Here is a 23,491-nt window from a genome sequence, read left to right as displayed (position 1 = left end):
CGGCTCCTTGGTCGTGGGTTTGAGAAGCGGCCAGCCTAACGCGATTGGACGGGTGTCCGCCCTTGACCTTGCGATGAACCTAGGGAATCGACCGCCTGCCGCAGCCGCACCGCATGGGCCTCGCGCAGCGCCGCAGGTGCCACCACCTCGACCTGGCCGGCATGGCGCAGCAGGTCCATCAACAGCTCGGTGTCGTCCACATAGGGCAGCTGCAGGCGCCAGCGGCCGTCGGGCAGGAACTCGCTCTTCTGTGCCGGGTGCCATTCCTCGCGCGACACCCAGGCCGCCGCCTCGGGGCTGAACAGCAGCTCGGCCTCGCGCGGCGTGCCGCCGGCAAAGATGCCGTAGCCGCGGTCCAACTCGGCCTCCAGCTCGCTCAGGGCCAGGGCTTGCGCCTCGCTGTCCAGCAGCGTCGCGGCCTCGATGCCGTCCAGCGAAAAACGGCGCAGGCCCTGGCTCTGGTGGCAGAAGGCGTCTAGATACCAGGCATGGCGGTGATGCACAAGGCGCTGCGGCGACACCTCGCGCTCGCTCACTTCACCGGCGCCGGTCTTCTTGCGGTAGGTGATGGCCAGGCGGCGGCGCTTGACGACGGCGCTGCCGACGGTCTCGAAGCTGTCGCTGGCGATGCGGCGTCTGGCCGTGCCGATGAGCTTGACGCGCCGGCGCAGCTCCTGCGCCTCGCCCTGGTCCACACCCAGCATGCCGGTGATCTTGTCGAACATCGGTTGAAGGTGGCGGCCCACCACGCCCTGCTCGTCCAGCCCGGCCAGCATCTGCTGCATGGTCAACAGCGCATGCAGTTCAGCCTCGTTGAACCACACGCCCGGCAGCTCATGCTTGCCGCCACGCCATTGCTGGCCGAAGCGGTAGCCGTTGGCGCCGGCGTCGTACTCGATGGGCGCGTCCATCCGCTCGCGCAGATAGGCCAGGTCGCGCTTGAGCGTCGCCGGGGACACCTCCAACGTCTCGATCAGCTCGGCAAACGACACGCAGCCGCGGGAGCGGATCAGGTGCTCGATCTTGTAGAAGCGCTCGGTGCGGTCCATGCTGAAAATATTTACAGTGGTTTTGCGGTGGATCATCTCATGAGCCAGCTGGCTCAGAGACTGCTTGCAAGGCCCGCGAATCAACGGCGTGCCTCTCAACTCAGGAGTTCCGCCATGCAAGCCGTCCTCAACGCTCAAGCCACCGCCCAAGTCGTCGCCCACCCCGCCCTTGTGCAGTTCGCGCTGGACATGGACGAGAGCCAGGCGCCCGTCAGCGCCCACGAACGCATCGGTCTGGCCCTGGGCCGCGACTACGCGCTGCACGGCATCACGCCGCCCATCGCCCACCTCTATCCCCAGTCGCCGCTGCAACGCGGCTGGATGGCCGCCCGGCGTCGCACGGTCCGCACACCGGCCAGCCCGCAGGTCGAGCTGTGGCTGGCACTGCGCACCCATGCCTGGGCGCGCGGCCGCAGCTTCGAGGACATCCAGCTCACGCCCCACCACCTCGCCCAGCTCGACACCAGCCACTGCCCCATCACCCGCGAGCTGCTCGGCGATGACAACCGCTCCATCGACCGCGTCCGCGATGACGCCGGCTACGCGGCCGGCAATCTCGCCGTCATCAGCCGCCGCGCCAACCAGGCCAAGGGCAGCCGTGGCCATCAAGGCCTGACCGACATGGCGGCCAGCTGCGCCGCCGGACCCATCACCCGCATCGGCGGCCTGGTCGAGGCGGACTGGCAGCGCCTGGCCGTGCTGGCCAGCTTCGTCACGCCGCTCAGCCACGAGGAAGCCGCCAACATCCCGCTGCACGTGCTGCCGCCGAACCGCCTGCGCCTCTTCAACCCCATCCAGGCCTTGCAGGCCCTCGTCACGCGCCAACTGGCCACGCCGGGCTGGAGCGCCCGCCTGAGTCGCCTGGAAGACCTGCTGCCGACGGACCAGCTCCGCACCGACTTCAATCGCTTCCTGCTGGCCCTGGCGCCGCGCGTGCTGGCGGCTAGCGAGCTGCAAGAGCCTCATCAGATCCGCTGGGCGCTGGAAGACGCCTGGGCCCTGCCGCTGGTGCAGAAGCGCTGGACGCGTTTCGCGCTGCAGCTGACGCCGGAACAGGCCGAGAACCTGGTGGAACGCGCGGCAGCCAGAAAGCTCTGCCCGGTGCACGTGCAGCGCCATGACGACGCGACAGACGGCTGGGCGTTGGCGACTGCGGGCTACGCCACCTGAACTTCAGAGCGCCGTGTGGGGCGCCTCGTCGTCAGACGAGCGAACGATGCAGGCGGATCTCTTCGATGCGTGCGCCGCCGACTTCCGTCGTGCGGGCACTGCCCAGTTCGCGCTTGAAACCGGCCAGTTCAAAGAAACGCAGCGCGCGTTCATTGCGCAGGTAGCACCACAGCGTGGCCTTGGTGCAGCCTTCTTCCTGAAGGCCGTCGCGCGTGGCATCCCACAGCGCCAGGCCAACGCCCTTGTCCCAGTGCACCGGGTCCGCAAACAGCGCCCAAACCTCGCCGACGGTGGCGGGCGTGCCCTTGTCGCGCGAACGATCAAAGCCGGCGAAGCCCATGACCTTGTTGTCCAGATGGGCGACGACGACCTGCGGCTCGCAGAGGTCGATGGCTTCACGCCAGAAGGCCTGGCGCTTCTGCACCGACATCGCATCCAGCGCAGCTGCCGGCAACAGGGCCTTGTAGGCGTCCTGGCTGGAGGCGACGTGGATCTCGGCGATGGCCTTGGCATCGCGCAGGGTGGCGGGGCGAACCTGGATCACGGACATGGAACTTTTGGGCAATAGCGCGGGGACGAAAGGGCGAGATTGTCTTTGCCCAAAGCCACGAGCAGGGGCCTTGACAGAATTTATTCCTGCGCTCAGGCCGACATTTTTTGCACGGATTCCAGCGATTTCACATGCTCGACGAGGCCGCGCCTCAGCCAGCGCAGGGGCGTGCGCTGCAGCTGGGCCAGCAGCGCATGGTCGACATCGGCGGCCCCGAGGTCCATGGCGAAGCGGCTGGCAACCTCGACACGCACCTTCAGCAGCAGCTCGGCCGTGACGCGGGCATCGGCCATCGCACGGTGGGCACGGCCGCTGAAGCGCAGGTCATGAAAGCGCACCAGCGAGCCGAGTGAATGACTCTTCGCCTCGGGCCACAGCCGGCGCGACAGCAGCACGGTGCAGGCGAACTCATGCGCCGGGTCGGGGTCGATGCAGGCGCGCGCCATCTCGGCCTGCCAGAAGCCCCGGTCGAAGGATGCGTTATGCGCCACCAGCGGGCAGCCCTCGGTGAAACGGGCCAGCTCGCGCATGACATGGGCCGAGTCCGGCGCACCGGCCAGCATCTCGTTGCTGATGCCGGTCAAGGCCTCGATATAGGGCGGCACCCAGGCGCCGCTGTTCATCAGGCTGCTCCAGGCATCAACCACGACACCTCCGCGCACGAGCACGGCCGCGATCTCGGTGGCCCGGCCGCCGCTGGTGGGGCCAAGCCCGGTGGTCTCGAAGTCGATGACAGCGATCGTTTCCATCAATGCGGTTTTTTTCTCAAGACTTCTTCGCCGGATGCTTGATGGCATTCATCGCCAGTTTGCGCTCCACGGCGGCGTCCAGGTCGACACCGCCATGGTCAGCAATCTGCACGAGATAGAGCAGCACGTCGGACAACTCCTCGCCCAGATGGCGCCGCTGATCGTCGCTCAGGTTCAGGGACTGTTCGGGTGTCAGCCACTGGAAGATTTCGAGCAGCTCGGCAGCTTCCACCGTCATGGCCATCGCCAGGTTCTTGGGGGTTTGATAGGGCTGCCAGTCGCGCTCGTCGGCGAAGCGGCGCAGGCGCTGCTGGAGGGTGGAGAAGTCCATGCCAAAGTGTCCGATGTATTTCTAAACGGTCTTGAAGATTTCAAGGTAGTGGTCGTAGTAGAGGGCGGCCTGCGCTGTGGACAAGCGCAAAAATCACTTGCATGGCAAGCACTTGGCTACGGCACAAGCCTGTGTGCCAGGCCGGGTACGGACACGTTCGCGTTTGGGCACAACTTTGGGAATGGGCCGTTGCCTGTGGATATCTGTCCAGTTGTCCCAGCGCCATCCACAGGCTTGCGCCTGGCTTTCCGGCGCAGTTCTTTACGCGATTGAGGGAAAAAACGAACGACCGTTCTAAAAAGCTGCCGCTAGAGTGGCCCTCCCCGAATTTCGTGCGACCGCCTGCGAGCTGTCGCCTAGGAGACAACGATGAAACCCTTCCTCACCCGGATCGCTGCGGCCTCTGCCGCGCTGTTGGGCGGCCTGCTTGTGGCGGGTTGCGGAGGCGGCGGCGCCACTGCCGACACAACGCCCAAGGTTTCGATCACCTCGGTCAAGGTCTTTGGCGACAGCCTGCAGGACAGTGGCACCTTTGGCTACAAGTTCACCGTCCAGGCCGCCAGCAACCCCATCTACGTCGAGCGCATCGCGGCCAACTACGGCCAGACGCTCTGCAACTTCTTCACCTTCACCGGCACCACGTTCGCGGTGAACACCGCCAAGACCGGCTGCACCAATTTCTCCATCGGCGGCGGGCGCATCACCTACACCGGTGCCGGCGGCGCGGCCAACCCGTTGAACGTGGGCACGCAGATGGCGACCTATGCCGCGGCCGGCAGCTTCACGGCCAGCGACCTCGTCATCATCGACGGCGGCGGCAATGACTCGGCGGACCTCGTCGGTGCCTACCTGAACATTCCCAAGGACGCAGCGGGTGCGTTCAAGGGCCTGCTCGGCACGCTGCTGACGCCGACGCAGATCGGCACCGCCCTGGCCGGTGGCGCCACGACGACCGCCGCGATCGGCGCCACCTACATGACGGCGCTGGCGGACAAGTTCCATGGCCAGATCAAGGCCAGCGTGCTGGACAAGGGCGCCACCCGCGTCGTCGTGCTGAACATTCCCGACATCACCTTCACGCCGCGCTTCCAGATGGTGCTGGACAGCATCGCTGCAGCCAGCGGTGGTGGCACTGCTGGCGCTGCAGCGCGGGCCCAGTCGCAGGCGCTGTTCCAGGGCTGGATCACGGCCTACAACACCCAGCTCGCCGCCAAGCTGGCTGGCAACGATGGCGTCATCCTCATCGACTTCTACAAGGCCTTCCAGGACCAGATCGCCACGCCGGCCCAGTTCGCGTTGACCAATGTGACGACGCCCGCCTGCCCCATCACCGGCGTGGGCGGTGACGGCCTGCCCACCTACACCTTCCAGACCTGCACGGATACCGCCCTGTCTGCCAAAGCCGGCGCGACGAGTGCCGACTGGTGGAAGAGCTATGCCTTTGCCGACAGCTTCCACCCCACGCTCTACGGCCACCAGCTGACGCAGCAGCTCATCGCCAAGGCGCTCGCCATCAAGGGCTGGCTCTAAGCCGCGGCCCCTCTTCGGAGACAACCCATGAAAACCAATCTCCTCCTCGGCGCCACGGCTGCGTTGGCCACCCTGCTAGCCGCCGGCAGCGCCAGCGCGCAATCGGCCGGCAGCTTCATCGTCTACGGCGGCGCGGCCCAGATCAGCCCGCAGGTCGAAAGCGGCGACCTCACCGCACCCAGCCTGGCCGGGACCAAGGTCGACGTGAAGAAGGCCAGTTCCTTCGTCGGCGGTGTGACCTACTTCTGGACCGACAACATCAGCATCGACTTCCCCATCGCGCTGCCGTTCAAGCATGACGTCGTCGGCGCGGGCGCCATCGAGGGCGTCGGCAAGCTCGGTACGGTCAAGTCGCTGCCGATGACGCTGCTGGCCCAGTACCGCTTCGGCGATGCCAACAGCGCCTTCCGGCCCTTTGTCGGCGTGGGCCCCACCTATGGCTATTTCTTCAAGCCCAGGGCCACGGCCACGCTGTCCGGCATCACCGGCGGCACACCCGCCAACCCCACCACGCTGTCCATGAAGAGCCGCCTGGGCGCGACGCTGGAACTCGGTGCGGCCTACAACGTCACCAAGGACTGGTCGGCCAGCCTGTCGGTCACCAAGACCTTCATCAAGACCACGGGCAGCCTGTCGACGGGCCAGACCATCGAGACAACGCTGGACCCGGTGTCGATCAAGTTCGGCGTGGGCTACCGGTTCTGAACCACGCCCGGAAGTTCGCTTGAGAGAGGGAGCCTGCGGGCTCCCTTTTTCTAGATCGAGCTGTCAGGTTGAAAGGGCGGGCGCGACTCAGTTTGCATGAAGCTGCTCCCTTTTCTTCTCTTTCTCACCGTGCCTCTGGTGTCTGCGCAGACCTGCCCCGCAACCACCGTGCAAAGCGGTGCCGCCGTTCCGCGCGTCGTCGAGCTCTACACGTCGGAGGGCTGCTCCTCCTGCCCACCGGCCGACCGCTGGCTGAGTTCGCTCAAAGGCCAGTCCGGCGTCATCACGGCGGCCTTCCATGTCGACTACTGGAATGGCCTGGGCTGGCCGGACCGCTTTTCCAGCCCCGCCTTCACCGAGCGGCAGCAGCAGGGCGTGGGTGTCAACGGCGCGCGCCAAGCCTACACGCCGCAGATCGTTGTCAACGGGCGGGACTGGCGCGGCGCCCGCCTGCTGCCGGCTTCGGCCGAGCCCGCCCGCGTGAAGCTCGCCTGGGCACGCCTGGCCAGTGGTCAACTGCGCCTGACCGCCGAGGCGCTTGCCGGTGCGCCGGCAGGCATCCAGCTCTGGTGGGCGCGCGTGGAAGATGGCCACCAGAGCCGCGTGCGGGCCGGCGAGAACCGCGGCGAGACCTTGAACCATGACAGCGTCGTGCGCGAGTACGCCCGGCTGCCGGCCTGGGATGGTCGGGTGCGTGGCGAGTGGGCGGTTCCCGTCAGCGCGGGCGAAGCGGGGCATGCCAGCCGCTGGATCGCGGTGGCGAGCGATGCGCGCAATGGCACGGTGTTGCAGGCGGTGGAAATCGGCTGCTGAGGCGCTTTGCCTGGCCGCCGCATTTGTTGGCATAGTCGGCGGCCCGTGTTGCGAAGTGCCCTGCCCATGAATGACGTTGTCTCGCCCAAGACGGTGGCTGCCGGCCTCGTGGAGCACTGGTCGCCGCGCGTCGTCGCGGAACTCGACGATTCCTTCGTCAAGGTCGCCAAAGTCCAGGGCTCCCTCACCTGGCACAGCCACGACAACGAGGACGAGCTGTTCTACATCCTCAAGGGAACGCTGACCATCGAGATGGAAGACCGCACCGTTGTCCTGCATGAGGGTGATGCCTTCGTGGTGCCCAAGGGTGTCCGGCACAACCCGATCGCTGAGCAGGAGTGCCACCTCATGCTGATCGAGAGAAAGTCGACGCTGCACACCGGCAACGAGGTCATGGAAAAGACGCGCAGCGTGGCCGAACAACTGCGCCCGGTATGACACGCGCATCCAGCATGCCCGTGCAGATGCAACACATCCTTGGAGCAATGGCCGTTGCGGCAGCGCTGGCCGGCTGCGGCAGGCCAGCGACGGAGCCTATGGTGTCGCCTGCACCCGCCGCATCGCCGCCCGCTGCCGGGCCCGCCCGCTGGATCGGCCGCTGGCAGGGCCCCGAAGGCAGCTTCCTGGACATCAGCGGCGGCGCGGGCGCCTACCGCGTCACGGTGCAGAACCTCGACGGCCCGCGCAGCTTCGATGCCGCCGCGAGTGAAGACGCCATCCGCTTCACGCGTGACGGCGTCACCGAAACCATCCGCGCCGGCAGCGGTGCCGACACCGGCATGAAATGGCTGGCGGACAAGAAGGATTGCCTCGTGGTGAAGGCCGGCGAAGGGTATTGCCGAGGCTGACGCACCGTGTGTCGCCGCAGGCGTTGATATTCCCACGCGGGCCGGCCGCGGCAGTGGGTGCGGCGCGGCACACTCCGGCTTCCTTTTTCCTGGAGTGAGCAATGTTCAAGAAGCTGGCTTCCGAGGCGCTGGGCCTCAGCGATATCGGCGTCATCGTGCCCGCCGCCGACTTCGGCAAGGTCGATGCCGACGACTACCTGTTCAGCGAGGACGGCGAGAAGATCTTCTTCCTCATCAAGTCCAAGAAGGACGAGTACTGCTTCACCAACCTCGGGCTGGTGCATGTCGACGGCGACTCGGCCGTCTCGTCCAAGCGCGTCATCAAGCGCTACGACTACCTGAGCCATCGCATCAGAAACGTCACGCTGGAAACCGCCGGCACCATCGACATGGATGTGGAGATCAAGTTCCAGATCGGCGACGGCGCACCGTTCAGCATCGACGTGCGCAAGAACTTCATCGAGCAGTTGAAGGACCTCTACAAGGCGCTGCACAGCATCGGCAAGCTGCAGGAGCGCGACGATCAGGCCCGCCAGATCGCCATGCAATGCCTGGGCGTGACCGGCCAGATGTTCAAGCTTGGCCACGAGGTCAGCGAGGAGGCCGTCAGCCGCCACTACCTGTCGCTGCTGAACACGGTGAACGGCGTGGTGCTGGACAAGCTCAGCCGCAAGGATTACGGCGGGGTGTTTGAGCGGTATATCCAGAACTAGGCGCCGGCCGGTTAGCCTCATAGAACCCCCGCACTGCCAATGAGCAAAGAACTCCGCCCAGTTGGACTCAACCGCAGCGTTGACAGCGAACTTCTCGCGCTAGAAGGCAGCATTGATGCCCATCAGCATGCGATCAATGAAGAGGGAATCTGGCTTTTTCTTGTCGTCTTGGGCTGTTGGAGCGTCACGCCAGGAATCCTTCGTCTTGGCGCCTTGATTTGTGCGGCATTTCTTTTCGGCCATCGCTATTCGTCGTACAAAACCGACCGACGAGACTTTAAGAATTTGTTCGTTGCGGCAAGAGAGAGAGTTACTGCACTGGCTTCTGAAGGAGAGGAACGCACTGAAGGTTTGGCACGCCTTACCGACATTGAGCGCGAACGGCTCGGCGGCCTGAAGCCGTTCTACAAGGTGCCTGGCTTTGTGGTTGGGTGGTTAGCCTTCATAGCTACCCTCGTCGAAACCTACAGCACGCTGGTACCTAGTGGTTCGACATAACCGATCGATCGAGCTGACATGCTCCGGCAACCCGGATCATGCAGCTCAAACTCTAAGCAATTCCCACCACTTTGTGCATCTGCACCGACAACCGCCACTGCGGATGCGCCATGCAGTAGGCCACCGCCGCCTTGGTGTGCTCGCGCTGCAGTACCGAATCCATCGGCTGCAGGAAAAAGTTCTTGAAATCCAGCCCGGCAAACCGCTCGGGCTGAGCCAGCGGCTGCGGGTAGACGAGCTTCAACTCGTGGCCCGAGGTCAGCACAAGTGGCGCGTCGGCCTTGGGGCTGACGCAGATCCAGTCCAGCCCCGGGGGCGCGGGTTGCGTGCCGTTGGTCTCCACGGCGATCTCGAAGCCTCGGGCGTGCAGGGCCTCGATCAGGGGCGTGTCCAACTGCAGAAGCGGTTCGCCGCCGGTGCAGACGACGTAGGGCCGTCCGCCGCCCGGCCATGCCGCGGCAATTGCATCCGCCAGCGCGTCGGCCGTCGCGAACTTGCCGCCACCCTCGCCATCCGTGCCGACGAAATCCGTGTCGCAGAAGGTGCAGACGGCCTTCTCGCGATCCTGCTCGCGGCCGGTCCAGAGGTTGCAGCCGGCAAAGCGGCAGAACACCGCCGCGCGGCCGGCCTGTGCGCCTTCGCCTTGCAGCGTGTAAAAGAGTTCTTTAACGCTGTACGTCATACGGGGATCAATTCTTCGGAGTCAGCGCGGCTGACGATGGCGCCGGAGCCGCGCGTCTCGTACAGGTCCACGCGGTCGATCTGCGGCAGCACGCCGCCGCCCTCGCGCAGCACCCAGGCGGCAATCGAGGCCACGTCGCCATCAGGCAGCCCGGCAATCTCATAAAGAGGGTGATGGTCCAGCCGTTTGAAGATCGGGTTGAACAGCGTCTTCACATCGCCGAAGTCCACGGTCCAGCCCATCACCTGGTCGAGCGGTGCGGCGAGGTGCAGGCGCAGCGTGAAGGTGTGGCCATGCGTGCCGGCCAGCGGGTGGCCGCCGGGTGCGTGGCGCAGCCGAACGGCGCTGTCGAGCGTCATCTCCTTCCAGATGCGGTAGCTCTGGCCGTTGAAATTGGCGCCGCTCGATCCCGTCTCGTAGACGGTCACCCAGCTCAGCTCCGGCAGCGTGGGCTTGAGGCGCTCCCACAGCCAGGCGGAGATGTTCTCGCTGGTCGGATTGGCGAGACCCTCGATGTCGTTCAGGCAGCGGTAGTTCAGCGCAAAGTGCAGCGGCGCCCAGACCTCGTCGAGGTGGTCGTAGTCGATGGCCAGGTCACGCTCCCCCAGGTCGGCATTCGCATGCAGGATCACCTCGAACCCGTGGCCGTGCATGCGGCCGCACTGATGGCCGGCGGGGACATTGGGCAGCTGGTGCGCGGCCTGGAAGCGGTAGCGGCGCCACACATGGGCGTGGCCAGCGCCGTCCAGGTCCACGCCGCTGTGCGCGGTGCTCTGCACACCCACCTGCACGATGCCGGGAACGTCCATGCGCGAACGCACCCAGCGAGCCAGGTTCTCGTCGGTGGGTTCGGCGAGGTGGTCGTTCAGCAGCGCGTGGTCCAGCGGCGCGACGGCGCTCGCCATGCGGGCGCGCAAGGCCTCGACCTCGCCACCCGGAAAACTGTCGATGGAGGCGGCCCAGCCGCCGGGCAGCGCCGTACGGACGGTCGCGAAATAGCTGTGCCCATGCAGGCCATGGCTGCGGTGCGAGGCGGGCAGAGCGGGAATGCGGCAGGCCGACTCGAAGCCGGCCGAGGCACAGTGCAGGACTGAAACTGACATGCCGCGATTGTCCCGTAGGGCTTCATCGCCTGCTTGACTTGAAGTGGGCTTGAGCTTTTAGGCTCCATGTCCATGAACCTTGCCGACCCCGTGAATACGCCCCTGGCCCCGTCCGACACCAGCCTCTTCGCCCCCGGCCGCCGGGCCGCCTGCGTGGGTGCCATTGCGCTGATCTCCATGCTGGCCTTCGAGTCGATTGCCGTCGCCACCGCGATGCCGGCCGTGGCCGGTGCGCTGGACGGCCTGCCGCTGTACGCGCTGGCCTTTGGCGCCACGCTGGCCACCTCCGTACTGGGCATGACGGCGGCCGGCCAGCTTTGCGACAAGCGCGGCCCGTACGTCGCCGCGCTGGCCGGGCTGGCTGCGTTTCTCGCCGGGCTGCTGCTGGCAGGCTTTGCCACCTCCATGCCGGCGCTGGTGCTGGGCCGCGCGCTGCAGGGCCTGGGCAGCGGTGTGCTCGGCGTGACCCTCTATGTCGGCGTCGGCCAGGTCGTCCCGCCGGCCCTCCATCCCAAGCTGTTCGCGCTGTTCGCCGGCGCCTGGGTGGTGCCCGGGCTGGTCGGGCCGGCGCTGGCGTCCTTTCTTGTGCAGGGGCTGGGCTGGCGGTCGGTCTTCCTGGCCGTGGCCGCTGCCGTACCGGTCGCGGCGGCGCTGATGCTGCCGGCGCTCAAGCGCATCGGCACCGGCACGGGCGAGGGGCTGCGCTGGGCCGCGATGGGTTGGGCGCTGCTGGCCAGCGCGGGCGCGCTGACATTGCATGCCGCCAGCCAGCAGGCCGGCGTGTGGGCCGGGCTGCTGTTTGCTGCCGGCCTGGCCGGGGCAGGTCTCGCCGCGCGGCAGTTGTTGCCGGCAGGCACGATGACGGCGGCGCGCGGCCTGCCCACGGTCATCCTGCTGCGCGGCCTCATCGCGGCCGCCTTTGCCAGTTCGGAGGCCTTCCTGCCGCTGTTGCTGACCGGCCATTTCGGCTGGAGCCTGACGCAGGCCGGCATTGCACTCAGTGCCGGCGCGGTGACGTGGAGCATCGGCAGCGCCGTGCAGGCCCGCGTGCAGAGCGAGGCTGCGCGCCGCCGCCTGCTGCCGGCCGGCTTCGGGCTGGCCGCCGCGGGCCTGGCCGTTGTCATGGCGCCTCTGCTGTGGGCGGTGCTGCCGGCGTGGCTGGTGCTGCTGGGCTGGGTGGGCGTGGGCCTCGGCATCGGGCTGTCATTCCCGATGCTCTCGGTGCTGCTGCTCAAGCTGTCGCCACCCTCCAGCCAAGGCCGCAACACATCGGCGCTCCAACTGACCGACGCACTCGTCAGCAGCGCGGCCCTGGGTTTGGCCGGACTGCTGTTCGACCCCGCCACGCGCCAGGTCTTGCCGGTGCTGGTGATGGCCTGCACGCTGGCCGCGGCGGCCTCGGCGCTCAGCCCGCGCGCGCTGCGCTGAGGCCGGACATGAGCCGCCTGCGCGCCCACGGCAGCACCGCCAGGCCGGCCAGCATCAACGCATAGCTTGCGGGCTCCGGCACGGGGGCCGTCGCGGCCATGAACTGCCCGGACGCCGACGCGACCGTCACGCCCTGGGGCAGCTCCCAGTGAAAGCGTGCCGTGTGCGAGTAGTCGGCTACCGCGCCGCCCTCGGCGAAGACAGACAGCGTGCCGTAGGCATAGAGCGTCAGCGGGCTGCCGTCGCTGGGCATCACGAAGCTGCCGCCAACGGAACGCGACTGGCGCTTCGCGTCCAGGTAGACCGCGTCGCGCCAGCCATCGGCGCTGGGGCCGATGTAGACGTAGCTGACGGCCGACGCGCCGCTCCACCACTTGCCGTTCGTCGTCGTGCCGCCGACCGACCAACTCCAGGGAATCACCTGGCCCGGCTCATAGGCCGCGCCGGCCGTGAGCGTGACCTGATCCCAGAACATGGCCGTCGCGCCTATGCCCCAGTTGCACGACAGCATGTCCGGCCGGCAGCCCGTGCGCAGCGTCGGGTTGTTGCTCGACCACGCGTAGGCGTGCAGCGCCCCTTCCGACAGCGAGGCAGAGGCGATGGCCTGCACGTTGACGTTGGCGTAGTTGTTGTCGGCGCTGGCATGCCCGGCGCCGCCCACACTTTCGGCGCCTGCCGTGGCCTTGGCACCGGAGAAGCCGGCAGGTTGCCCCGCGGCGGCGAGGGTGAGCAACGGCGCGGTGGCCAGCAGCAGGGAGGTCAGTAGTTGTTTCATCGGGACAGTTGGATGGGTTGAAGCGGGTCGCAGTGTGTTGTTGACAGCGCCTGTCACGCATCGCCCGTGAAGAGCCATGCGGGAGCCATGGCGTGCGCCATCGGCGCTGGCTCCCCGCGGGCGATGCGCGGGCGGGTTGTGCGGCCGACGATGCAGGCCATCCCATATCCGCCGGAACACACCATGCGCCTTTCAGCCCTGCCCCCCTCACGTACCACGCTGACGCTGCTGCTCGGCCTCGCCGGCTTCTGCCTGCTGGCCGACGGCGCCCAGGCGCAAGCGCAGCAACGCCGCCTCGTGCTCGACATCGAACTGCAGCGCCAGGGCCCCGTGCAGGCCGGCGCCGACCGCGGCGAGCAGAAGCTCAGCCAGCGCTGGCAGCTCAGCGCCCTGCTGCAGAGCGACGGCACGCCCATCCCCTACAACCCGCTGGACCCGGAGGACCACCGCCGCCAGCTGCGGGCCGCGCAATCGGCCCAGCAATCGGCCCAGCGGATGGCCACCGCAGCGCCCATGCCCGACGTCGCTGCCATGCAGGCCAAGGCCCAGGCCTTGATGGCCCGTTGCGGCCAGGACAGCGCCTGCCTGATGCGCGAGGCCTCGGCCCTCACGGCGGCCACGATGCCCGCCTCGACCCAGGGCCGGCTCCAGGCCTATGGCAACGCCGCTGCCGCCTGCGAACGCCAGCCCGCCGGCACGGCCCGCGAAGCCTGCCAGGCCAATGCCCGACGCCAGGCCGGCGGCGGCGTCGATGCACCGGAGGACAGCGGCCCCGCCACGCCCTATCTGCTCTTCACCGGCGCCATGGCCTGCGGCCTGCAGCTGACGGCGCGGATTGATGACCGTGTGAAAGGCAGCTTCAACGACGTGCAGGGCGTCGTCAACTACACCGAGACCGCCCAGGGCAGCGAGACCCGCCGCGACGACCTGCCCTGCCCCACGATGCAGGCCGTGCTCGACACCCGCAACGGCCGCGTCTGGACGGCGCTGAGCCTGGTGCCGCAGGACGTGCAGGGCGTGCGCACCCGCGAGGAAACCAACCGCCGCGCCCAGCGTCACGAGGGCCGCATCGGCCTGCGTTGGATGGAGGCCCAGGCCTGGCTGCAGCAGCGCCTGGTGCAGCTCAGTTCAGAGGGCCAGGATCAGGCTCGCCTGCCAGCGGGAGCCGGTGGTCAGGCGGAGATCAAGATGAAGTGGAGCTTCCGGCCCGCTTGAGCGCGGCGTCAGGCCGGCGGCGCCCGCAGGTCGCTGACGCGGCGCCCGCGCTTGCTGGCCGCCGAGCGCAGGTGCACCAGCGACTCCACGCGCTTGAGCAGGTCGCGGTCGTTCCAGGGCTTCTTGAAGATGCCGTAGACGCCTTCGATCTGGCCCACGCGGCCATGTAGTTCGTCGTGGCCGGTGATGGCGATGACGGGCAGGTCCTCGGTGGCGAGGCTGCCGTGCACGTCGGCAATCAGCTCGAAGCCGTCCTTGTTGGGCATCTCCAGGTCGGTGATGAGGACGGCGATCTCGGGCTGGGCCTCCAGCGCGGCCGTGGCCTCATTGCCGTCATTCACCTGGAGCACGACGAAACCGGCGCCTTCCAGCAGGCGCTTGAGCTTGGTGCGCACCACCGCCGAGTCGTCGGCGATGAGGACGGTGGCCGGGCCTTCGGGCACGACGGGCGCCGGGGCGGCCGGCGGCTGCATGGGCGTGGGCGCCGTGACGAAGGCGCTGGACATGGTCGGCCCGGTGCCCGGGAAGCCCGGGATGGGCGGCAGCACGACGGGCGGCTGGGCCGCGCGGGGCCGGCGGCCCTGGGGCGGCAGCGGCGGCGGCGTGTACTCGCGCGGCGGGCGGTAGTCGTCACGCTTGAAGGCGGCAATGAGCACGATGATGGCCAGCGGTATCGCGATCAACACCGGCATCAGATAGGCGCCCAGCAACTCCTGCAACTCGTGAAACATCGACTCCGTCCCTGGGGTGTGTGAGCGGGGAGCCTATCACCCGCCACCGGCGCCCACCACCGAGGAAAGCCGAAGGATGTCGCCCGTCGCCTGGTTTTGCCGCGCTGAACGCGGCGCAAACCAGTCGGTCTTGCAGACCGCAAGCACAGGTCCGCGGCCTCAGTCCCGGCTGGAGACGCAGGCGCGGCTCTTCACGAGGCAGCGCGCGTAGTCCGGGTCGTTCTTCAGCAGGAACATCGTGCGGGCGACGAAGGCTGCGTCGGCCTGATCCGCGAACACGCCGTCCACGCCCAGCTCATAGAAGCCCAGGTATTCGTTGACTGCGCTGCCCTTGTAGTCGCTGGCCAGGCGCTTTTGCTCGCTGCGGAAGGTGTAGGGGTGCACCAGCAGGCCGAGCTTGTGGGCGTTGGCGACGATGTCCGTGGCGGGCAGCAGCTTGCGGTCGCGCTCGTCGACGAGGCCGTCGCCCGTCACGTCCGCGCAGCCGCCGCTGGCGGCCACCGTCTTGCAGGCGCTGGGCAGCAGGTAGACCTTCCAGGGGCCGACGCCGTCGGCATAGCTGCGCACCTCGGCCAGCCCGGCGGGCGTCAGCAAGTCCCTGAACAGGCCGGCGCGGCCGGACACGACCCAGTCATACGGCTTGTCATAGGGCTTGTTGAAGGCCAGGCTGCCGTCGGCGTTGATGTCGTCGGCGTCCACCAGCTGCACCAGGCGCAGGCTGGACCTGCTGCGCAGGTACTTCAGGTTGGCCGTCTCGAAGGACTGCACGATGACCGGCGCGCCGCGATGGTTCCAGCCGGCGCGCTCCAGGATGCGCAGCAGGCGGTCTTCCAGCGCCAGGCCCAGCTGCTGGTGGTAGGTCGGGTGCTTGGTTTCCGGGTAGATGCCGATGCGCCGGCCTTCCTCGGCGGACTTGCGCTTCACCAGCTGGATGACCTCTTCCAGCGTCGGGATCTCGAACTGGCCGTTGAACGACGGGTCGCGGTCGGCCAGCGGCTGGATGGCGCGCAGCGTCTTGATCTCGGCCAGCGTGAAGTCGCTGGCGAAGAAGCCCACCTCAGGCACGCCATCGACGACCGCCGTGCGCTTGCGCGACGCAAACTGCGGCAGCGAGGCGACGTTGGTGGTCGCGATCATGTTGGGCTCGTGGCGGGCGATCAGGTGGCCGTCCTTGGTGGCGACGAGGTCGGGCTCGACGTAGTCGGCCCCCATCGCGATGGCCAGCGCATAGCCTTCCAGCGTGTGGTCCGGCAGATAGCCGGCCGCGCCGCGGTGGCCGATGACCAGGGGCGCGTTTTCGGCGCGGTCGCGGCCATGGCCGCGGGCGGACGCGTGGTTGGATACGGCCAGCGAGGCGGCGGCCAGCAGGCAGACGCCGGCAAGGCGAAGGGATTTGGACATTGCGAGGGCTCCTGAACGGACAGTCGCCGCAGGCTAGGTGGGGGCGGTGACAGGGCCGTGACCCCTGGGCGTCGAACGGCCCCCTAACTTGCCTTCAGAACGTCAGCACAAAGCAGGCGCCGCCGCCTGGACGCTTGGCGTGGCGCACCGTGCCGCCCAGGCCGTGCACCAGCTGGCGCACGACGGCCAGGCCGACGCCGCTGCCGCCTTCGCGCGTGCTGAAGAAGGGCGTGAAGATGCGCTGCTCCAGCCCTGGCGCCACGCCCGGGCCGTTGTCGGCCACGGTGAGCCGCAGGCGCGCGCCGCGGCTCAGGCGGGCATCGATGCTGAGCCTCGGCGCGGGCCGGCCGGCGCAGGCCTGCAGCGCGTTCTGCGCCAGGTTGATCAGCACCTGCTCCAGCTGGGCCGCGTCGGTGCGCAGGGCCAGGCTCCCGGGATCCACGGTCACGTCCACCACGCCGCCTGCGGCCTCCCAGGCCGGCGCCACCAGCCGCTGCACGGCCTGTAACAGCGGCAGCAGCGGCGTGTCGGCCAGCGTCGGTGCCGGCGGCTGGCTGACGCTGCGGTAGCGCTCGACAAAGCCCTGCAGATGCGCCGCTCGCCGCGCCAGCGCGGCGAGCGCGGCCTGCAGCTCGTCGTGCTCGCCCGCCTCCAGCAGCGCCGGCGCGCTGGCGGCCAGCGAGGCGATGGGCGTCAGCGAATTCATGATTTCGTGCGTCAGCACCTGCACCAGCTGGCGCCAGGCCACCAGCGTCTCGGTCTCCAGCTCCGACTCGATGGGCGCCAGCGCCGCCAGCCGCCAGGCCTGGCCCTGAACGGTGAGCGCTGACACGGCCAGCACCGCGCGCTCCTGGCCGTGCTCCGTGGGCAGCGTGACGACACGCCGGCCAGGCTCGGCGTCCAGCAGCGCCAGCAGGGTTGCGGGCTCGACGGCACGGCCGGGGGCGATGAGGCGGCGCGCGGCGGCGTTCAGTGCGAGGGGCGGGCTGCCGGCGACGAGGCGCCACAGCGCCAGCGGCGCGTGCTCCAGCGCGGCGTCCAGGTCGGGCCGGGGCGCGGGCGGCGGGTCGGGCGGCAGCGGCTTGGGCTGGTGGGCGAGGCGGGTCAGCGCGGCCCAGCCGAAGGCGACAGCGATGAGGCCGGCCAGCACGCAGGCGACGAGCAGGCGCGGCGAGTCGAGCGACGCACCGGCACCGGCTGAACTCGCCGTCAGCACAAGCGCGGCGGCAACTACGCGGGCGCGATCAAAGGCCATGCTTGTCCAGCCGCCGGTACAACGCCGCGCGGCTGACGCCGAGCAGCTTGGCGGCCTGGCTGATGTTGCCGTCGACCTGCGCCAGCGCGGCCTGCACGGCGTCGCGTTCGCGCTGGGCGAGGTCCAGACCTTGTTCAACGGGGGCGGGTGTGGCCACCTCGGGCAGGCCGAAATCGGCGAAGGCGAACACCGGCCCGCGCGCCAGCAGGGATGCGCGCTCGCAGGCCTGGCGCAGCTCGCGCACATTGCCGGGCCAGCGGTAGGCCGTGAGGCGCGCGAGCGCGTCGGGCGTCAGTTCCACCGCGCGCTTGGCGAACTGGGCCAGGTAGTGCCGCAGCAGCATCGCGATGTCGCCTGGCCCGCGCTCGCGCAACGGCGGAACGCGCAGCACCACCGTGTTGAGGCGGTAGAGCAGGTCGGGCCGAAAGCGCTTGGCATCGAACAGCTCGGCCTCGGCCACGTTGGTGGCGGCCAGCACGCGCACGTCGACCGACACGGGCTTGTCGCTGCCCAACGGCGTCACCTCGCGGCGCTCCAGAGCGGCCAATAGCTTGGCCTGCTGCGCCAGGGGCAGGTTGCCGATTTCGTCAAGAAAGAGCGTGCCGCCGGCCGCCGCAACGAAGCGTCCGGGCCGCGACTCGCGGGCGTCCGTGAAGCTGCCGCGTTTGTGGCCGAACAGCTCGCTCTCCACCAGCGCCTCGGGCAGGGCGCCCATGTCCACCGCCAGCAGCGGGCCGCTTGCGCGCGGCGAGGCACGGTGCAGCGCGCGAGCTACCAGTTCCTTGCCAACACCGTTCTCGCCAAGGATGAGCACGCTGGCCTCGCTGGCGCCCACTTGCGCGATCTGCGCGCGCAGCGACTGCATCACGGGCGACTCACCCAGCAGCTCGCCCACCGCGGGCGCCGGTGCGCGGCGCGCCAAGGCCGCCTGTACGCACGCCACCAGCCGCTCGTTGGCCCAGGGCTTGGTGATGAAGTCCACCGCGCCGGCCTTCAGCGCCTGCACGGCCAGCTCGACTTCGGCATAGGCCGTCATGACGATGACGGCCGGCGCCTCGCGGCGCGCGACGACCTCGCGCAGCAGCGCCAGGCCCGCCGCGCCGTCGCTGGCGCCGGGGGTGAAGTTCATATCCAGCAGCAGCACGTCGGGCCGGGTCTCGTCCAGCACGGCCATCAGCTCGGCGGGCGCGTGGCGCACGGCCACGGCGCTGAGCTTGCGCAGCGCCAGCCGTGCGGCCAGCGCCACGTCGGGGTCGTCGTCGAGGATGAGGATCATGGGAGGGCGCGACTCTAAGGGTGCGCGGGGGCCGGGGCAAGGCGGTGTCCGGAAGCGGACAGTGCAGGTGTCCGCAAGCGGACGCTCATGGCGCGTTCCGGCCGGCTGGTCCTGGGACGTGCGCCTGGCCCGCCTCTTGCAGAAAGAGCCGCCATGAACCTGCTTTCCCCCACCACCTGGCGCGGCGCCTGGCGCCAGTTGCGCGCCGAACCCGGCCCGGCCGCCCTCGTCATCACCGGCCTGGCGCTGGGCCTGGCGCTGACGCTGCTGACGGTCAGCTTTCTGCGCGACGTGCTCTGGCCCCACGCCGATTTGCCCGAGGCCGACCGCCTCGTCGCCTTCGAATGGAAGGTGCGCTCCCCCGACGGCGGCCACAGCGACTGGATGAAGGACATCCCCAACACGCCGCTGAGCCGGGCGCTTCGCGACACCGGCGCGCCGGTCGGCGCGATGAGCCGCGTCATCTACCTGCCGCTGCTGTCCCAGGCCGTTGACGCCCAAGGCGCCAGCCACCACGCGCGGCTGACGACGGCGCTGGTCGACGCCGACTTCCAGACCCTGTTCGGCGTGCGCCCCATCGCCGGCGACCTGAAGGCTGCGCTGACCTCGCCCGAGGGCATCGCGCTGACGGAGACCGGCGCAAACAAGCTCTTCGGCACGACGCAGGTCGTCGGCCGGCCGATCAGCGTGCTGGTCACGGTGGACGGCGACAACGGCCAGCAGCAGTCGGTCAAGCTGACGTTGACCGTCATGGCGGTGCTGCCTTCGCCCAGCCTGAACTCGTCGGTCATCTACGAGGCGTTGGCCGGCTTCAACGCGCCCGCCGCCAAGGCCTTTGTCGAGCGCGCCAGCATGTGGACCTGGGGCAACGGCCACCTCTATGCCCGCCTGCAGGCCGGCGCCACGGCCGGCCAGGTCGGGGCGCTGGCGAATGGCCTGCTGCAGAAGCAGCCGGTGCCGCCGGGCCTGCCGGCCGACTTCCTGAAGGGCGGCGGCAGCTTTGCCACGCTGCGCGCGCTGCCCGTGCTCGACCTGGGCCTGCATGGCGCGGGCAGCACGCAGCGCCGCCTGCAACTCGGCAGCCTCACGGCGGCGGCGGCCGGCGTGCTGGCGCTGGCCGTCATCAACTTCATCAACCTGTGGAGCGTGCGCACGCTCAGGCGCCAGCGCGAGATCGGCCTGCGCAAGTCCATGGGCGCCGGGGCGCCCGCGCTGGCCGCGCAGTTCTTCGTCGAGGCGCTGGCCGTGGCGGGCCTGGCCGGGGCCTTGAGCCTGCTGCTGGCCTGGTGGGGCACGCCGGCGGTGTCGGTGCTGATGCAGCACAGCTTCGATGCGCCCGTGCTGGCGCCCGGCATGGTTGCGTTGACCGGTCTGCTGTGCGTGGCGATCGCAGCCCTGAGTGCGATGCCGTTGACTCACATCGCGCTGCGCGTGCGGCCCGCCGAATCGCTGGCCGGGCGCAGCCACAGCGAGGGCGCCGCCAGCCGCTGGCTGCGCCGGCTGATGACGACCGTGCAGTTCGGCGCCGCCGCGCTGTTCACGGCCGTGGCGCTGACGGTGGCCTGGCAGAGCCGGCATGTGGCCGACATGCCGCGTGGCTTCGACGTGGAGGACCGCGTGGCCGTGGACCTGCCCTGGGAGACGCAGCCTGCGCAGGTGACGGCGCTGCTGGCGCGCATCCAGGCCTGGCCCGAGGTCATGGCCGCCACGGCGGCCGATGACGTGCCGGGGCGCGAGTTCGGCGCCTGGTTCTCCGAGTTCGCGGGCCCCGGTGGCAAGCGCATCAACCTGCGCGCCGGCGTGAGCTTCACGCCGGGCTATCTCCAGGTCTACGGCATGCGTGTGCTGACCGGTCGGCTGTCTGCGGACCACCGGGCGGAGGTCGCGCAGCACGGTGTTGTGCTGGACCGCAGCGCCGTGCGCGCGCTGGGCTTTGCCAGTCCTGAGGCCGCCATCGGTCAGAGCCTGGGGGTGGACGCCCATTACGCCGAAGGCAAGCCGGTCACAGTCGTGGCCGTCATCGACGACATCCGCATTGAAGGCCCTCGCAGCCCCGTCATGCCGCACATCCTGACGCCGGTGGCCGAGCGCGCTGCCGGCGTCATCAGTGTGCATAGCCGCAACACGGCCGAGACGCGCCGCAAGCTGGCCGCGCTCGTCAACGACAGCCTGCCCGACGCCCGGGCGCAGGTGCTGTCAGTACGCGAGCAGCAGGCACGTGCGATGGAAGAGGACTTGCGCATCGGCCAGCTCATCGCCATCACCAGCGCGCTCGCCCTGCTGCTGGCGGCCGTGGGCATCTACGCGCTGGCCGCCTACACGCTGCGCCGCCGCGAGCGCGAGATCGTGCTGCGCAAGCTGCACGGCGCCGGGGCCGGCGCGGTGGCCGGGCTGCTGCTGAAGGAGTTCGCCGGCGTGCTGGCCGCGGCCTGCGTCGTCGCGTTGCCGGTGGCGGCCTGGGTCACGCAGTTCTATCTCAGCGGCTTTGTCGAGCGCGCACCGGTGGGACCGGGGTCGGTGTGGGTGCTGCTGGCATCGGTCGCGCTGCTGGCCGTGGTCACGGCCGTGGCCGTGGCGCGGCATCTGCATGCGGCGCTGGCGCTGAGGCCCCTGCAGGCCTTGAGAGGATGACCGCTGTGCTGACCTCCGGCGCCGCGATGGACCGCCGCGTGGTGCTGCCGCGCCGCTATGGCCTGATCGCGCTGGCCGTCGTCGCCGCGCTGGCCATGGCCCTGCTGCTGGTGCGCTACTGGCCACGCGGCGTGCCGGTGGCTCGCGCCGATGTGGAGATTGCCGCCGCGAAGCCCGGCGTCTTCCGCGACGTCGTCGTCGGCCGTGCGACGGCGCAGCCGCTGCAGTCCGTGCTGCTGGACGCGAGCGAGGAAGGCCGCGTAGAACAGGTGCTGGTGAAGGACGGCGCGCGTGTCGAGGCCGGCCAGCTGCTCGTCGTGCTGGCCAGCAGCCAGCGTGCCCAGGAGCTGATGGCGCGCTCCAGCGAGGCCGCGCAGCAGCTCGCCAACTTCTCGACGCTGCGCGCCGCGTGGATGCAGGCGCAAGCCTTGCAACGCCGCACGCTGACGGAGGGTCAGTTCGAGCTGGAGCGCGTGCGCCGCCTGCACCAGCGCAACCGCGAGCTGGCCGCGCAGGGCTTCCTGTCGCCGTCGGCGCTGGAGGATTCGGCCGACAAGCTGGCGATGGCCGAGCGCCTGTTCGCCCAGCAGCAGGCCGACGGCCGCGAGGAGCTGGCCGTGCGCGAGCAGTCCGTCCAGGCCATGCAGCGCGCCGTGGCCGATCTGAACAAGCGGCTGGACGCCATGCGCACCGCCAGCGAGGGCCTGGCCGTGCGCGCGCCAGTGGCAGGCCGCGTGACCGGCCTGACGCTGCAGGTGGGCGAGAGCGTGCGCAGTGGCACGCGCATCGCGCGGCTGGACAGCCTGGGCCGCTTCAAGCTGGACCTGCGCCTGGACGAATTCCACCTCGGCCGCGTGCGCGAAGGCCTGGCTGCCGAGCTGGTGCACGACGGCCGCAGCCATGCGCTGCATGTCGCCCGCATCGACCCGCAGGTCAAGGACGGCCGCTTCACCGCCGAGCTGGCCTTCGATGCCGATCCGCCGCCGCTTCAGGTCGGCCAGGGCCTGGACGTGAGGCTCACGCTGGGCAATACGCAACAGGCGCTGCTGCTGCCCGACGGTGGCTTCTACGCCGACACCGGCGGCGCCTGGGCCTTTGTGCTCGACGCCAGCGGCAGCCATGCCGAGCGGCGCACCCTCCAGCTCGGCCGCCGCGCCGATGGCGTCATCGAAGTGCTGGGCGGCCTGCGGCCCGGCGAGCAGGTTGTCGTCTCCCCTTATCGCGCCCTTGTTGGCGCTTCAGCACTGGATCTCCATTGACCATGTTCAAGCTCAAGCATCTCACCAAGACGTTCCACACCGGCGACATCGAGACCACCGCGCTGGACCGCATCGACCTCGACCTCGAGGCCGGCGAATACCTCGCCATCACCGGCCCGTCGGGCTGCGGCAAGTCCACGCTGCTGGGCATCCTCGGCCTGCTGGATGCGCCGAGCGGCGGCGAATACTGGTTCGACGGGCACAACGTGGCGGGCTGGAACGAGAAGCAGCTCAACACGCTGCGCCGGGGGCGCATCGGGTTCGTGTTTCAGAGCTTCAACCTCATCGACGACCTGAGCGTGGCCGAGAACATCGCGCTGGCGCTGGAGTACGGCGAGCTGCCGGCGCGGGAGCGGCGTGCGCGGGTGGTTGAAGTGATGGAACGCCTGGGCCTGACGCATCGCGCTTCACATCGGCCGAGCCAGCTGAGCGGCGGGCAGCAGCAGCGTGTCGCCATTGCCCGCGCGATTGCCGCGCGGCCGGCTTTGTTGCTCGCCGACGAGCCGACCGGCAACCTGGACAGTGCCCATGGCGCGGAGGTCATGCGCATCCTGCGTGAGCTGAATGCGGACGGCACGACGCTGGTGATGGTGACCCACTCGCTGGAGCATGCGGCGCAGGCGTCGAGGACGTTGCGGTTGCTGGATGGAAGGGTGGTGGTGGATGCGGTGGTGGCTTGAGCTGATGTGGGTTTGTGCCCACGCCCAGCCGGGATTTCGTCCCGGCGGCCGACTCACTTTTTGCGCCGCCAAAAAGTAAGCAAAAAGCTCTCCCCTGCG

Annotated in this window: 24 protein-coding genes; 13 read left to right on the top strand and 11 right to left on the bottom strand. The window is 69.1% G+C overall.

Going from position 1 to position 23,491, the window contains the following annotated elements; genetic code table 11:
* Positions 1 to 35: 35 nt before the first annotated feature.
* Positions 36 to 1,049, bottom strand: coding sequence for a helix-turn-helix transcriptional regulator (locus AC0IZJ_RS18640; RefSeq protein WP_471852740.1), 1,014 nt, complete (start codon positions 1,047 to 1,049; stop codon positions 36 to 38).
* Positions 1,050 to 1,163: 114 nt separating this feature from the next.
* Between AC0IZJ_RS18640 and AC0IZJ_RS18635 the strand changes: the two genes are divergently transcribed.
* Complete coding sequence (locus AC0IZJ_RS18635) at positions 1,164 to 2,219, top strand: hypothetical protein (protein WP_471852739.1); 1,056 nt, start codon at positions 1,164 to 1,166, stop codon at positions 2,217 to 2,219.
* Between the two features lie 31 nt (positions 2,220 to 2,250).
* Here AC0IZJ_RS18635 and AC0IZJ_RS18630 read toward each other — a convergent pair whose 3' ends face one another.
* The 3 genes from AC0IZJ_RS18630 to AC0IZJ_RS18620 all read right to left on the bottom strand — a co-directional run bounded on the left by AC0IZJ_RS18630 (position 2,251) and on the right by AC0IZJ_RS18620 (position 3,849).
* Positions 2,251 to 2,769, bottom strand: coding sequence for a GNAT family N-acetyltransferase (locus AC0IZJ_RS18630; protein WP_471852738.1), 519 nt, complete (start codon positions 2,767 to 2,769; stop codon positions 2,251 to 2,253).
* A gap of 92 nt (positions 2,770 to 2,861) precedes the next feature.
* Positions 2,862 to 3,518: a 3'-5' exonuclease gene (locus AC0IZJ_RS18625; protein WP_471852736.1), complete on the bottom strand. Its 657-nt coding sequence runs from the start codon at positions 3,516 to 3,518 to the stop codon at positions 2,862 to 2,864.
* 16 nt (positions 3,519 to 3,534) lie between these two features.
* The gene (locus tag AC0IZJ_RS18620) at positions 3,535 to 3,849 is read right to left on the bottom strand and encodes a nucleotide pyrophosphohydrolase (RefSeq protein WP_471852735.1); all 315 of its coding nucleotides are present in this window, start codon (positions 3,847 to 3,849) and stop codon (positions 3,535 to 3,537) included.
* A gap of 369 nt (positions 3,850 to 4,218) precedes the next feature.
* Here AC0IZJ_RS18620 and AC0IZJ_RS18615 point away from each other — a divergent pair, with 369 nt between their 5' ends.
* The 7 genes from AC0IZJ_RS18615 (at position 4,219) to AC0IZJ_RS18585 (ending at position 8,956) form a co-directional block, all read left to right on the top strand.
* Positions 4,219 to 5,379, top strand: a complete 1,161-nt coding sequence (locus tag AC0IZJ_RS18615; RefSeq protein WP_471852734.1) for an SGNH/GDSL hydrolase family protein — start codon at positions 4,219 to 4,221, stop codon at positions 5,377 to 5,379.
* A gap of 27 nt (positions 5,380 to 5,406) precedes the next feature.
* Positions 5,407 to 6,084 carry an OmpW/AlkL family protein gene (locus AC0IZJ_RS18610; protein WP_471852733.1) on the top strand — a complete coding sequence of 226 codons (678 nt, stop codon included), beginning with the start codon at positions 5,407 to 5,409 and terminating at the stop codon, positions 6,082 to 6,084.
* A gap of 96 nt (positions 6,085 to 6,180) precedes the next feature.
* Complete coding sequence (locus AC0IZJ_RS18605; RefSeq protein WP_471852732.1) at positions 6,181 to 6,897, top strand: DUF1223 domain-containing protein; 717 nt, start codon at positions 6,181 to 6,183, stop codon at positions 6,895 to 6,897.
* A 66-nt stretch (positions 6,898 to 6,963) separates the two neighbouring features.
* Positions 6,964 to 7,335 carry a cupin domain-containing protein gene (locus tag AC0IZJ_RS18600; RefSeq protein WP_471852731.1) on the top strand — a complete coding sequence of 124 codons (372 nt, stop codon included), beginning with the start codon at positions 6,964 to 6,966 and terminating at the stop codon, positions 7,333 to 7,335.
* Positions 7,332 to 7,745, top strand: coding sequence for a hypothetical protein (locus AC0IZJ_RS18595; protein ID WP_471852730.1), 414 nt, complete (start codon positions 7,332 to 7,334; stop codon positions 7,743 to 7,745). Before AC0IZJ_RS18600 ends, AC0IZJ_RS18595 begins: the two co-directional genes overlap by 4 nt.
* Positions 7,746 to 7,846: 101 nt before the next feature.
* Positions 7,847 to 8,458 carry a PH domain-containing protein gene (locus AC0IZJ_RS18590; RefSeq protein WP_471852729.1) on the top strand — a complete coding sequence of 204 codons (612 nt, stop codon included), beginning with the start codon at positions 7,847 to 7,849 and terminating at the stop codon, positions 8,456 to 8,458.
* A gap of 39 nt (positions 8,459 to 8,497) precedes the next feature.
* Positions 8,498 to 8,956, top strand: coding sequence for a hypothetical protein (locus AC0IZJ_RS18585; RefSeq protein WP_471852728.1), 459 nt, complete (start codon positions 8,498 to 8,500; stop codon positions 8,954 to 8,956).
* A gap of 52 nt (positions 8,957 to 9,008) precedes the next feature.
* On the opposite strand, the gene queE is transcribed toward AC0IZJ_RS18585, so the two are convergent.
* Positions 9,009 to 9,638: a 7-carboxy-7-deazaguanine synthase gene (gene queE / locus AC0IZJ_RS18580; RefSeq protein ID WP_471852727.1), complete on the bottom strand. Its 630-nt coding sequence runs from the start codon at positions 9,636 to 9,638 to the stop codon at positions 9,009 to 9,011.
* On the bottom strand, positions 9,635 to 10,741 hold the full coding sequence (locus AC0IZJ_RS18575; RefSeq protein WP_471852726.1) for a 6-carboxytetrahydropterin synthase: 1,107 nt from the start codon (positions 10,739 to 10,741) through the stop codon (positions 9,635 to 9,637). Before AC0IZJ_RS18575 ends, queE begins: the two co-directional genes overlap by 4 nt.
* 72 nt (positions 10,742 to 10,813) lie before the next feature.
* On the opposite strand from AC0IZJ_RS18575, the gene AC0IZJ_RS18570 reads away from it, so the two are divergent.
* Positions 10,814 to 12,169 carry an MFS transporter gene (locus AC0IZJ_RS18570; protein WP_471852725.1) on the top strand — a complete coding sequence of 452 codons (1,356 nt, stop codon included), beginning with the start codon at positions 10,814 to 10,816 and terminating at the stop codon, positions 12,167 to 12,169.
* Here AC0IZJ_RS18570 and AC0IZJ_RS18565 read toward each other — a convergent pair.
* On the bottom strand, positions 12,147 to 12,944 hold the full coding sequence (locus AC0IZJ_RS18565; protein WP_471852724.1) for a PEP-CTERM sorting domain-containing protein: 798 nt from the start codon (positions 12,942 to 12,944) through the stop codon (positions 12,147 to 12,149). The two genes, AC0IZJ_RS18570 and AC0IZJ_RS18565, sit on opposite strands and share 23 nt — an antisense overlap.
* A 183-nt stretch (positions 12,945 to 13,127) precedes the next feature.
* Here AC0IZJ_RS18565 and AC0IZJ_RS18560 point away from each other — a divergent pair, with 183 nt between their 5' ends.
* Positions 13,128 to 14,159, top strand: a complete 1,032-nt coding sequence (locus AC0IZJ_RS18560) for a hypothetical protein (RefSeq protein WP_471852722.1) — start codon at positions 13,128 to 13,130, stop codon at positions 14,157 to 14,159.
* Between the two features lie 8 nt (positions 14,160 to 14,167).
* Here the strand turns inward: AC0IZJ_RS18560 and AC0IZJ_RS18555 are convergent, their stop codons facing one another.
* The 4 genes from AC0IZJ_RS18555 to AC0IZJ_RS18540 all read right to left on the bottom strand — a co-directional run bounded on the left by AC0IZJ_RS18555 (position 14,168) and on the right by AC0IZJ_RS18540 (position 18,822).
* Positions 14,168 to 14,890, bottom strand: a complete 723-nt coding sequence (locus tag AC0IZJ_RS18555) for a response regulator (RefSeq protein ID WP_471852720.1) — start codon at positions 14,888 to 14,890, stop codon at positions 14,168 to 14,170.
* 159 nt (positions 14,891 to 15,049) lie between these two features.
* The gene (locus tag AC0IZJ_RS18550; protein ID WP_471852718.1) at positions 15,050 to 16,291 is read right to left on the bottom strand and encodes a glycerophosphodiester phosphodiesterase; all 1,242 of its coding nucleotides are present in this window, start codon (positions 16,289 to 16,291) and stop codon (positions 15,050 to 15,052) included.
* Positions 16,292 to 16,385: 94 nt separating this feature from the next.
* Positions 16,386 to 17,546 (bottom strand): sensor histidine kinase, encoded by a 1,161-nt coding sequence (locus AC0IZJ_RS18545; RefSeq protein ID WP_471852717.1) that lies wholly within the window; start codon positions 17,544 to 17,546, stop codon positions 16,386 to 16,388.
* Positions 17,536 to 18,822: a sigma-54-dependent transcriptional regulator gene (locus AC0IZJ_RS18540; protein ID WP_471852715.1), complete on the bottom strand. Its 1,287-nt coding sequence runs from the start codon at positions 18,820 to 18,822 to the stop codon at positions 17,536 to 17,538. Before AC0IZJ_RS18540 ends, AC0IZJ_RS18545 begins: the two co-directional genes overlap by 11 nt.
* Before the next feature lie 153 nt (positions 18,823 to 18,975).
* Between AC0IZJ_RS18540 and AC0IZJ_RS18535 the strand changes: the two genes are divergently transcribed.
* The 3 genes from AC0IZJ_RS18535 to AC0IZJ_RS18525 are packed head-to-tail and all read left to right on the top strand — an operon-like array spanning position 18,976 to position 23,392.
* Positions 18,976 to 21,453 carry an FtsX-like permease family protein gene (locus AC0IZJ_RS18535; RefSeq protein ID WP_471852713.1) on the top strand — a complete coding sequence of 826 codons (2,478 nt, stop codon included), beginning with the start codon at positions 18,976 to 18,978 and terminating at the stop codon, positions 21,451 to 21,453.
* On the top strand, positions 21,450 to 22,712 hold the full coding sequence (locus AC0IZJ_RS18530) for an efflux RND transporter periplasmic adaptor subunit (RefSeq protein WP_471852712.1): 1,263 nt from the start codon (positions 21,450 to 21,452) through the stop codon (positions 22,710 to 22,712). The genes AC0IZJ_RS18535 and AC0IZJ_RS18530 overlap by 4 nt, the downstream gene beginning before the upstream one ends.
* Positions 22,713 to 22,714: 2 nt before the next feature.
* Positions 22,715 to 23,392: an ABC transporter ATP-binding protein gene (locus AC0IZJ_RS18525; RefSeq protein WP_471852711.1), complete on the top strand. Its 678-nt coding sequence runs from the start codon at positions 22,715 to 22,717 to the stop codon at positions 23,390 to 23,392.
* The last annotated feature ends 99 nt before the right edge of the window (positions 23,393 to 23,491 follow it).

The organism is Roseateles sp. AC306 (assembly GCF_979253795.1).
The sequence above is the reverse complement of the archived record's forward strand: the minus strand, read 5'-3'. Positions and strand labels throughout refer to the sequence as shown.

Bases quoted from the DNA above. Each gene is read 5' to 3' on its own strand.
- AC0IZJ_RS18530 (WP_471852712.1), top strand. From the start codon at position 21,450: ATGACCGCTGTGCTGACCTCCGGCGCCGCGATGGACCGCCGCGTGGTG.
- AC0IZJ_RS18600 (WP_471852731.1), top strand. From the start codon at position 6,964: ATGAATGACGTTGTCTCGCCCAAGACGGTGGCTGCCGGCCTCGTGGAG.
- AC0IZJ_RS18630 (WP_471852738.1), bottom strand. From the start codon at position 2,769: ATGTCCGTGATCCAGGTTCGCCCCGCCACCCTGCGCGATGCCAAGGCC.
- AC0IZJ_RS18550 (WP_471852718.1), bottom strand. From the start codon at position 16,291: ATGTCCAAATCCCTTCGCCTTGCCGGCGTCTGCCTGCTGGCCGCCGCC.
- AC0IZJ_RS18615 (WP_471852734.1), top strand. From the start codon at position 4,219: ATGAAACCCTTCCTCACCCGGATCGCTGCGGCCTCTGCCGCGCTGTTG.
- AC0IZJ_RS18565 (WP_471852724.1), bottom strand. From the start codon at position 12,944: ATGAAACAACTACTGACCTCCCTGCTGCTGGCCACCGCGCCGTTGCTC.
- AC0IZJ_RS18525 (WP_471852711.1), top strand. From the start codon at position 22,715: ATGTTCAAGCTCAAGCATCTCACCAAGACGTTCCACACCGGCGACATC.
- AC0IZJ_RS18640 (WP_471852740.1), bottom strand. From the start codon at position 1,049: ATGGACCGCACCGAGCGCTTCTACAAGATCGAGCACCTGATCCGCTCC.
- AC0IZJ_RS18635 (WP_471852739.1), top strand. From the start codon at position 1,164: ATGCAAGCCGTCCTCAACGCTCAAGCCACCGCCCAAGTCGTCGCCCAC.
- AC0IZJ_RS18535 (WP_471852713.1), top strand. From the start codon at position 18,976: ATGAACCTGCTTTCCCCCACCACCTGGCGCGGCGCCTGGCGCCAGTTG.
- AC0IZJ_RS18610 (WP_471852733.1), top strand. From the start codon at position 5,407: ATGAAAACCAATCTCCTCCTCGGCGCCACGGCTGCGTTGGCCACCCTG.
- AC0IZJ_RS18545 (WP_471852717.1), bottom strand. From the start codon at position 17,546: ATGGCCTTTGATCGCGCCCGCGTAGTTGCCGCCGCGCTTGTGCTGACG.
- AC0IZJ_RS18585 (WP_471852728.1), top strand. From the start codon at position 8,498: ATGAGCAAAGAACTCCGCCCAGTTGGACTCAACCGCAGCGTTGACAGC.
- AC0IZJ_RS18625 (WP_471852736.1), bottom strand. From the start codon at position 3,518: ATGGAAACGATCGCTGTCATCGACTTCGAGACCACCGGGCTTGGCCCC.
- AC0IZJ_RS18620 (WP_471852735.1), bottom strand. From the start codon at position 3,849: ATGGACTTCTCCACCCTCCAGCAGCGCCTGCGCCGCTTCGCCGACGAG.
- AC0IZJ_RS18605 (WP_471852732.1), top strand. From the start codon at position 6,181: ATGAAGCTGCTCCCTTTTCTTCTCTTTCTCACCGTGCCTCTGGTGTCT.
- AC0IZJ_RS18570 (WP_471852725.1), top strand. From the start codon at position 10,814: ATGAACCTTGCCGACCCCGTGAATACGCCCCTGGCCCCGTCCGACACC.
- AC0IZJ_RS18590 (WP_471852729.1), top strand. From the start codon at position 7,847: ATGTTCAAGAAGCTGGCTTCCGAGGCGCTGGGCCTCAGCGATATCGGC.
- AC0IZJ_RS18540 (WP_471852715.1), bottom strand. From the start codon at position 18,822: ATGATCCTCATCCTCGACGACGACCCCGACGTGGCGCTGGCCGCACGG.
- queE (WP_471852727.1), bottom strand. From the start codon at position 9,638: ATGACGTACAGCGTTAAAGAACTCTTTTACACGCTGCAAGGCGAAGGC.
- AC0IZJ_RS18595 (WP_471852730.1), top strand. From the start codon at position 7,332: ATGACACGCGCATCCAGCATGCCCGTGCAGATGCAACACATCCTTGGA.
- AC0IZJ_RS18555 (WP_471852720.1), bottom strand. From the start codon at position 14,890: ATGTTTCACGAGTTGCAGGAGTTGCTGGGCGCCTATCTGATGCCGGTG.
- AC0IZJ_RS18560 (WP_471852722.1), top strand. From the start codon at position 13,128: ATGCGCCTTTCAGCCCTGCCCCCCTCACGTACCACGCTGACGCTGCTG.
- AC0IZJ_RS18575 (WP_471852726.1), bottom strand. From the start codon at position 10,741: ATGTCAGTTTCAGTCCTGCACTGTGCCTCGGCCGGCTTCGAGTCGGCC.